Below are 8,649 nucleotides of genomic sequence, written 5' to 3' on the forward strand. Positions count from 1 at the left end.
GGCTAGCTGGATGCCATTGAAGGGAAAATTCCGCGAGGAACTGGATTATCTGCGTCGCTTGCGCCGCGTGTTTGCTCGTAATAACCCGCAATTGGCCCCGTTTCTGGGTGAGGAAGCCACCGACCCTGATGTCGAGCGGCTACTGGAAGGCTTCGCCTTTCTGACCGCCAAACTGCGCCTGAAGATCGAAGACGATTTTCCGGAGCTGACCCACTCGTTACTGCAAATGCTCTGGCCGAACTACCTGCGCCCCTTGCCCAGCGCCACCATCATCCAGTTCGAGCCGGCGGACCACTCCATCACCGAGCGGCAAACCGTCCCCAAAGGCACCTATATCCAATCGCGACCCGTGGCTGGCATCCACTGCCAGTTCCGAACCTGCCAGGACGTGTGCGTGTACCCGTTCAATATCGCTGACATCAGCGATGGCCATTCCCTGGAAAAATCGATCGTACGCGTCGACTTGTCCACCTTGAGCCAGAGCCCGCCCAACACCTACGACTGCGACCGACTCGACTTCTACCTCAGCGGCAGCGACTACAACGCCCAGACGCTGTACCTCTGGCTGGCCAAGTATCTGAGTGAGATCCGCATGGAGGTGGACGGTGTGGTTCGGCATATTCCGCTCAACCAGATCGACTTCCCTGGCTTTGAGGCCGACGCCGCATTGCTGCCCTATCCGAAGAACGCCATGGACGGCTATCGCATCCTCCAGGAGTACTTCCTCTTTGCCCGGCGCTTCTACTTTTTCGGGCTGAACAATCTGCGCGCCTTCTGGCCGGATCAGCCGACCACAGGCATTCGCATCGAGTTCCACTTCACCCGCCCGATGCCGGTGGATGTCCGAGTGCGCAAGGACGACCTGGCCCTGTATTGCACGCCGGCGGTCAATCTGTTCGAGCATGATGCCGAACCCGTCCGCCTGACCGGCAAGGCCGCGGAGCATCGCCTGCAACCCGGTGGGCAGCGTCCGGATGCCTACGAGGTCTTCAGCATCGACAAGGTCGACGGCTGGAAGAATGAGGACAGCGGCCAGCCCGGAGAATGGCTGCGCACCTACCAGCCATTCGAGTCGCTGCGCCATCAGATTGAACACGAGCATGGCCGGACCACCCTGTACTATCGCGCGCGGCTGTCCCCTTCCCTGGTCGAGTCGGGAGTTGAGCATCGCATCGCCTTCGTCAGGGGTGATGACCACCATTACATCGGGCGGGAAGAAACGGTTTCACTCTCGCTGACCTGCACCAATCGCGACCTTCCCCTGGCCCTGGGCATTGGCGATATCTGCGAGGGCACCCGCAATACACCGGCCTTTGTTCGCTATCGGAACCTCACCGCGCCAACCCCTTCCTACCGTCCGATCCTCGACGGCGACCTGCATTGGAGCCTGATTTCCAACCTGTCACCGACCTACCTCTCACTGCTGTCGGTCGAGCCACTGAAAGCCATCATCGGCAACTATGACTTCTCGGCGCACCACGACATCCAGCGCGCCCGGGCGACGCAAAAGCGCCTGGACAGCCTTCAGGAAGTGGTCAGTACCCCGCTGGAGCAGATGTACAAGGGGCTGCCGATTCGCGGCACCCGGACCGTGATGAAGCTGGATCAGGAGGGGTTCTCCTGCGAGGGCGATCTCTATCTGTTTGGCACCGTGCTCAGTCGTTTCCTTGCGCTGTACGCCAGCATTTCGTCGTTCCATGTCCTGGAAGCGATCAACACCTCCAATCAGGAGCACTACGCATGGCCGATGCGCAGCGGTACGCAACCCCTGATCTGAGCGAAAAACTGTTAAGCGAAGCCAAAGGGCATGACTTCTTCCGCCTGTTGGAACGCCTGCACGCGCTGCATGAGGACGATCTCGAATCACCCGACAGCTATGAAGCCGAGCACCAGCGAATCCATCTGAGCAACCATGCCGGCCTGGGTTTCCCGGCCTCGGATGTCGCGTTTGCGGAACACCTCGAAGACGCAATTCCGCATCAGTATCGCGTGCAGGCGACCTTCTTCGGCATGCACGGCACCGACTCGCCCTTGCCCGGTTATTACCTGGACCGCCTGGCCTACGAGGCCGGACAGGGTGTCGGGATCCGTCCCGCTTTTTTCGATTTCTTCAACCACCGACTGCTGACACTGCTGCACCAGGCCTGGCGCAAATACCGCTACTACATTCGGTTTCGTCCTGGGGCCGACGACCAGTTTTCCCGGCGAATTTTCGCACTCATTGGCCTGAAACATGACGCCACCCGTGGCGACACACCGATCGCCTGGAGCCGCCTGCTGAGTTTTGCCGGCGCCGTCGTGTTGCGCAGTCGCTCACCCGGGATGCTGATCGGCCTTATCGCCCATTGCTTCGACCTGGAGGACGTGCAGATCCGCGACTTCGAGTTGCGCTACACGATGATCACCGAAAACGACCGGATTCGCCTTGGCCAAAACAACGGCCAACTGAGCGAGAGTTTCCAGATCGGCGACAGCGTCCGCACCCGGCACTGCAAATTCACCCTCGTCATTGCGAACCTGAGCCAGAAGCGCTTTCGCGAGTTTCTGCCACACGGCGAGAACTTCGAACGGTTGCAGCAACTGATGGTGTTCCTGTTGCGCGACCCGGTGCCTTGCGACCTCGAACTGGGCTTGCGCCTAGATGAAGTACCTCCCTTCAACCTGCGGCAGGCCGAGGGCACCCAACTGGGATGGACCAGCTTCCTGGAACAGCCAGCCTTGAGCAGACCGCCACCTGTCAGAGTTTCCTTGCGTACATGAACAGCACACTCTCCGCCCAACACCTGGCCCTGGTGGTCGACAACCCCCAGGCTCTGCATAAAGGCAGCCAGCCAAGGCACGTCTTCGATAAAGCCGGGGGCACCATCGGTGCCCGTGGTGCCGACTGGATCCTGCATGATCGCTCGGGCCGGGTTCGGTCCATCCATTGCGAAATCCGCCACGAGGACGGGCACTTCTTCGTCATCGACCGCAGTGGCCAAACCCGCGTCAATGACCAGGCAGATCCGCTCGGCGTACTGATGAGCGTCCAGCTGCGCAGCGCTGACAAGCTGCATGTCGGCCCCTATCGCCTCACCGTCAATGTGGATGAGGAGGCTCACACGCTACCCGACCCTTCCCGACATCTTGCGGAACATGAGGTCGGTGAACTGCTGGGCTCATCGATCGACTCTCTGGACAGCCTGCCCGCCGTCGGCGACGACTCGCCAGCGACAGGCTTCCAGCCTCGGCAAGAGCCTGGTTGGTCCGACTTCGAGTCACTGTCCGAGCCGACAGCGCCCCATGGCCAGCTCGATCCGCTGCAGGCCCTGGAAGCCGCTGCGGGTCAGCGCAGTACCGCAGGCTACGCCCTGGACACCCAGCACTATGGATCCTCGGTCCTGGCGGCCCAGGTCGATCTTTCCACCACCCGCTTCGAAGCCGTTTCCGGCGCCCCCAAGCACGCCTCTGGAGATTTCCCCATGTCGGGACAAAGCAGCTCTTCTACCTCGGCCAACCCATGGCTGGATGACCACTACACTCAGGGCGGGGACTCGGCCGGGCTCGTGGCCCCTTTTGTCGAGGGCCTGGGCGCACCCGTGGGCGCACTGGACCCGCATGCGGTGCATGAGCTGCTGTTCGAAGCCGGCAACACCCTCGCAGCGCTCATCCGTGGCTTGGGCAACTTGAGTCAGGCGCCATCAGGTCAACGGCTGGGGCTGGCGAACCGGACCTTGCAGCCCATCGAAGACAACCCCCTGCGCCTTGGCCAAAGCTACCCGGAGACGGTGCGCGCACTCTTTTCCAGTGAGCGCAGCCTGGTTCACCTGTCGCCTGCCGCAGCGGTCGAGGAATCCCTGGAACAGATTCTTCGGCAGCAGGGCGCGATGCTCAAGGCGGTTGCCGCCGGTTTGAGTGCGCTGCTCAAGGCGTTCGCCCCCGAACAACTGGAGCGCAGATTCGCCCGCTATCGATCCGGCCAGGACGGCCAGGCACTCCCTGGCGATCGGGCCTGGCAAATGTACCGGCACTATTACGACGAGTTGAGCTCCAGCCGCCAGCAAGGCTTCGACAAACTGTTCTGGGAAGTATTCGACCAGGCCTACGACCAGGCATTGCGCGCGGAGGCGCCATGAGACAAGCCATTGCACTGCTGTTGGGCGGCGCGTTGCTGTCCGGTTGTAGCACGGTGGGCAACGTGTTCAGCAAGACCGGCCAGGTACTGATGGATCCCGAGATCCAGGTGGGGGCGATAGAGGATCAGCCCACGCAGATCGCCTTGAGCCTGTATGCCAGCAGTGGCGTCAACCCGAATCCGATTGCCGAGCCGGATATCGACCTCGAGATCAGCGAGCCACTCGATGAAGGTCCCTTCGCCGTCAACCTGCACAGCAAGACCCGGGAGGAGCTGGTGCTGAGCCTGCGCGCCTTGCTCACCTACCTGCAGGAGGAGTTGCGCGCCGCGCCGACCACCATAGCGGGCGTCAAGCAGCCCCCCACCTTCGAACTTAACGTGGACGCTACGCAGCCTTCGTTCGTTTTCGCCCCCTGGGTCGACGTCAGCTCGGCAATGAGCTCGGTGCCCTCCCCGGCGCATTGGGGATTGCGTCAAGGCACTGCCCCAGAGGACGCCGACGACGTGCAGGCCCTTGGCGCAGAACCCGAGGACGTCGCCTTGGGCCAATACCGCAGGCAGCTGACTCTCGCGCCCGCGCCTGCTCCCGAGGTGCAGGCGTCCGCCAGCGCCACGCCCGTGTCCTTTCGCGTGATCCAGCTCAAGGACGATTCGCTGCTGGAAAACGCCGACCCCAACCTGATTCACAGCAAACCCAAGAAAGCCCTGGGCAGCACCTACATCACTGCGGACGATTACCTGCTGGTGCCCGGCCAGTTCAAGTTCGTCAATTTCAGTGCCCTGGACGAAAAGACCCGCTACATCGCCGTGGTGGCCGCCTTCCACGCGCCTGATGCCCAGCGCTGGTACGACGTGTTCCGTGTGGAGCCTCGCGGGCGCAAATACGCCTTGCTGGTAACCCTGCAAGACACCCGTGTTGCCATCACCGACGAAAGCTACCGTCCCGAGCACGCTGCCCCGCACGCCCCCACACAAGCGAGAAAGTACCCATGACCACCCGCAACCCCATCGTCTGGAGCGAGGGGCAATTCGTAAAGCCGCAGCACTTCCAGCAGTCCGATCGCTACCTCGAGCACTACGTCAACGTTCGCCTGGGCAGCAAGTACGCCTATGGTTTTGCCGACCTGGAGCTCAACCAGGAGTTTCTGTCGTTCGGCAAGATCGCGATCGTACGCGCCCGGGGGATCATGCCGGACGGCACCGCCTTCAACATTCCCCATGACCAGCCGCCACCGGAACCGCTGGCGATTTCCAACGCGGGCGCCGCCAACCAGACGATCTACCTGACCCTGCCGCTGCGCTCGGACGGGGTATCCGAGGTGCGCTGGCCGGATACCTTTGGCAATACCCGCTACGTTCACCGAGCGGAAGATATCCGTGATACCCATAGCCACCAGGGTAACCACACACCCATCGCCCTGGCCGTGCCTAACCTCCAGCTGGCACTGGAGCGCGACGACCGCAGCGCCTTCACCAGCCTCGCCCTCGGGCGCATCCTGGATCGGCGCCCCGATGGCAGCCTGCTGCTGGACAGCGATTTCCACCTGACCGGCATGTACCTGCAGGCGATCCGGCCACTGGCGCACTTCATGGAAGAAATTGCCGCGCTGATTCACGAGCGCGCCAAGAGCATCGCGCAACGTATCGGCTCTCCAGGCCAGTCAGGCGTGGCCGACGTGACTGACTTCAACCTGCTGCAGGCCCTCAACCGCTGGCAGCACCTGTTCCGACACCTGGCACGCGATGCCGATGTGCGACCAGTGGACGCCTACCTGGCGTGCGGGCAAGCCTGTGGCGAACTGACAACCTTCACCGATGAAGGGCGCACGCCCCAGGACTACCCCGCCTACCAGCACGACAACCCCCACGCTTCGTTTCGCATGCTTGAAGAAACCCTGCGCCGGGTGCTCAGCACCGTGCTGCAACCACGGGCCGTATCCCTGCCGCTGGAAAAACAGGGCCACGGCGAACTCACCGCGCATGTCGGCGACCCGAGCCTGCTGCAGAGTGCCGACTTCATTCTGGCCGTTCGCGCGCGCATGCCGCTGGAGCAAATGCGCCAGCTGTTCGTCCGCCAGGCCAAGGTCGCCTCGCAGCAATCGCTGCATGAGCTGATACGCCTGCAACTGCCGGGCATCCCCCTGATGACCCTGCCGGTAGCGCCCAGGCATCTGCCGTTCCATGCCGGTTTTACCTACTTCCAACTCGACCGCTCGCACCCCAACTGGCAACGGCTGATGCAGCGCGGGGCCACCGGCTTTGGTTTCCACATCACCGGCGACTTCCCGGAACTGGAGTTGCAGTTCTGGGCCATTCGGAGTCAATAAGATGAACACAACCGTGGTAGTCGGTAACGATCGTAACGACAGCAACCGTCCGCAATCCGCTGCACTCGATGTGCCGGACGATTTTATGCGAGCCCCCAGGGAAACCGGCATCCAGGACCGCGAAAGTGTCCTGTACCAAGGGGTCCACGGCATCAACGCCGACGAGGACCTGCAATTCCAGCTGCGCGGGCACAGCATCAACCCGCTGGTGGATATCGCCCAGCCGATGTTCGGCCTGGTGATGCGCCTGCGGCGCATGAATGAACTGGCGGAGACCGACGTCAATCGGCTCTACGAGAGTGTCCGCGACCACATCACCGCGCTGTCGGAAGAGGTCAGGCAACTTGGCTACGACGGTGCGACCCAGCTGTCATTCCGCTATGCGCTGTGCGCCTTTATCGACGAAGCCGTGATGGGCACGCCCTGGGGCGTGGGTTCACGCTGGAAAGGACGCTCCCTGCTGAGCTACCACCACAACGAAACCTGGGGCGGCGAGAAGTTCTTCACCGTGCTGTCGCGCATGCAAATGGACGTTGCCAAGTACCACGACGTGCTGGAGTTCAAGTACCTCTGCCTGTGCCTGGGCTACCAGGGCAAATATGGCCAACAGCACAACAACAAAGACACCCTCAACGCCACCATCAGCAAGTTGCACCAGCAACTGCGCCATCTGCGCGGCGACTCACCCGAGCGACTGATGGATGTGCTGAGCAACGTCGCCACGCTGCGTTACCGCCTGGGGCGCCAATGGCCGCTGTGGACGCCCTGGGCCATCGCCGCCGTCGTCGTCGCGGGTGCCTACCTGTATTTCTCCATGAGGCTCGGGTCCGCCACCCAGATGGTGCTGGATTCACTCGAGAGCATCCTCAAGCTATGACAGCCCCCGCCACGGCTCAATGGAGGTAAGGAACAACCCTATGGCCATCCAATCCGACCTGCGCTTCACCTTCAGCATTGGTAACGAGTCCTTGGACCTCGTTGAGTTCACCTTGCACGAAGGTTTGTCCGAGACCTTTCATCTTTGCGTCGAACTGAGCAGCGCCAACCCGGCCATCGACTTCGGGCAGGTGCTGGATCGACCGGCGCTGCTGACGCTCTGGCATGGCGAAACTCCCGTGCGTTATGTGCATGGCGCCGTGTCCTCCTTTGTTCAGCACGACAGTGGCTTCAGGCGTACACGCTATTCGGCGGTGGTCGAGCCGCGCTTGGCACGGTTGAAGCTCAGCTCCGACTGGCGCATTTTTCAGACCCTTACCGTGCCGCAGATTACCGAGGCGGTGCTCAAGGCCCATGGTCTGACTCAGGATTACGAACAACGGGTCACTAACGAGCATTTATCCCGCGAGTACTGCGTGCAGGCGGGCGATACGGACTACCACTTTGTCGAACGCATCATGCGTGAGGAAGGGTTCTTTTATTCCTTTCGCCACAGTGCCGAAGGTCACCAACTGGTCCACAGCGATCGACTGTTTATCCACGGGCGGGTGGGCGATGAGCCGGTGCAATACAACCCAACGCCTGGCGGTGATCAGCCGCAACCGTCTCTGCGCCGATTCGCCTACAGCGAAAACGTGCGTACGGCACGCCAGACTCAGCGCGACTACACCTTCCACCATCCGCGATACAGCCATCAGCACAGTCGTGACGGCGTCGATCTTGATCACCAAGGCCGCCAATACGAACGCTACGATTACCCGGCCCGCGCCAAGTTCGACGAGGCCGGCAAACCCTTCGCCGAGAACCGCCTGCGTGGTCATCGGCGAGATGCGCGCATGGCGCTGGTGGAGGGTGATGATCCGCGTCTACAACCCGGAATTTCCTTCACTCTCGCGGGCCACCCACGCGACGACATGAACCGTGGCTGGCGTCCGGTGAGCATTGCTCACCACGGCAAACAGCACACCAGCCAGGCTGAAGAAAGCGCCGAGGCGCAACTCGGAACCCACTACAGCTACCAAGCCGAATTGGTGCCCGATGACACCGAATGGCGCGCCGAACCGCTGCGCAAACCATTGATCGACGGCCCGCAGAACGCCACGGTGGTCGGCCCAAAAAATGAGGAAATATTTACCGACGAATACGGCCGAGTGAAGGTGCAATTCCCCTGGGATCGCGAAGGGAAAGAGGACGAGTACAGCTCCTGCTGGATCCGCGTCTCGCAAAACATCTCGGGCGCCACCTGGGGCCATATGGCCATTCCGCGAATCG

At 61.9% G+C, this 8,649-nt stretch carries 7 protein-coding genes; all 7 read left to right on the top strand.

The window, feature by feature from the left end:
• Positions 1 to 10: 10 nt before the first annotated feature.
• Positions 11 to 1,777, top strand: a complete 1,767-nt coding sequence (gene tssF, locus CF161_RS21435; RefSeq protein WP_020298704.1) for a type VI secretion system baseplate subunit TssF — start codon at positions 11 to 13, stop codon at positions 1,775 to 1,777.
• Complete coding sequence (gene tssG, locus CF161_RS21440) at positions 1,741 to 2,760, top strand: type VI secretion system baseplate subunit TssG (protein ID WP_043230060.1); 1,020 nt, start codon at positions 1,741 to 1,743, stop codon at positions 2,758 to 2,760. The genes tssF and tssG overlap by 37 nt, the downstream gene beginning before the upstream one ends.
• Positions 2,757 to 4,115, top strand: coding sequence for a type VI secretion system-associated FHA domain protein TagH (gene tagH, locus CF161_RS21445; protein ID WP_020298706.1), 1,359 nt, complete (start codon positions 2,757 to 2,759; stop codon positions 4,113 to 4,115). Before tssG ends, tagH begins: the two co-directional genes overlap by 4 nt.
• Positions 4,112 to 5,107: a type VI secretion system lipoprotein TssJ gene (gene tssJ, locus CF161_RS31825; protein WP_020298707.1), complete on the top strand. Its 996-nt coding sequence runs from the start codon at positions 4,112 to 4,114 to the stop codon at positions 5,105 to 5,107. Before tagH ends, tssJ begins: the two co-directional genes overlap by 4 nt.
• The gene (tssK, locus tag CF161_RS21455) at positions 5,104 to 6,441 is read left to right on the top strand and encodes a type VI secretion system baseplate subunit TssK (protein WP_020298708.1); all 1,338 of its coding nucleotides are present in this window, start codon (positions 5,104 to 5,106) and stop codon (positions 6,439 to 6,441) included. The genes tssJ and tssK overlap by 4 nt, the downstream gene beginning before the upstream one ends.
• A 1-nt stretch (position 6,442) precedes the next feature.
• Entirely contained in the window at positions 6,443 to 7,318 is an 876-nt protein-coding gene (gene icmH / locus CF161_RS21460; protein ID WP_020298709.1) for a type IVB secretion system protein IcmH/DotU, read from the top strand.
• A gap of 40 nt (positions 7,319 to 7,358) precedes the next feature.
• Positions 7,359 to 8,649: type VI secretion system tip protein TssI/VgrG (gene tssI, locus CF161_RS21465; protein ID WP_020298710.1), on the top strand; the 1,291-nt coding region annotated here is incomplete at its 3' end.

The organism is Pseudomonas sp. CF161, assembly GCF_000416215.1.
Lineage (GTDB): Bacteria > Pseudomonadota > Gammaproteobacteria > Pseudomonadales > Pseudomonadaceae > Aquipseudomonas.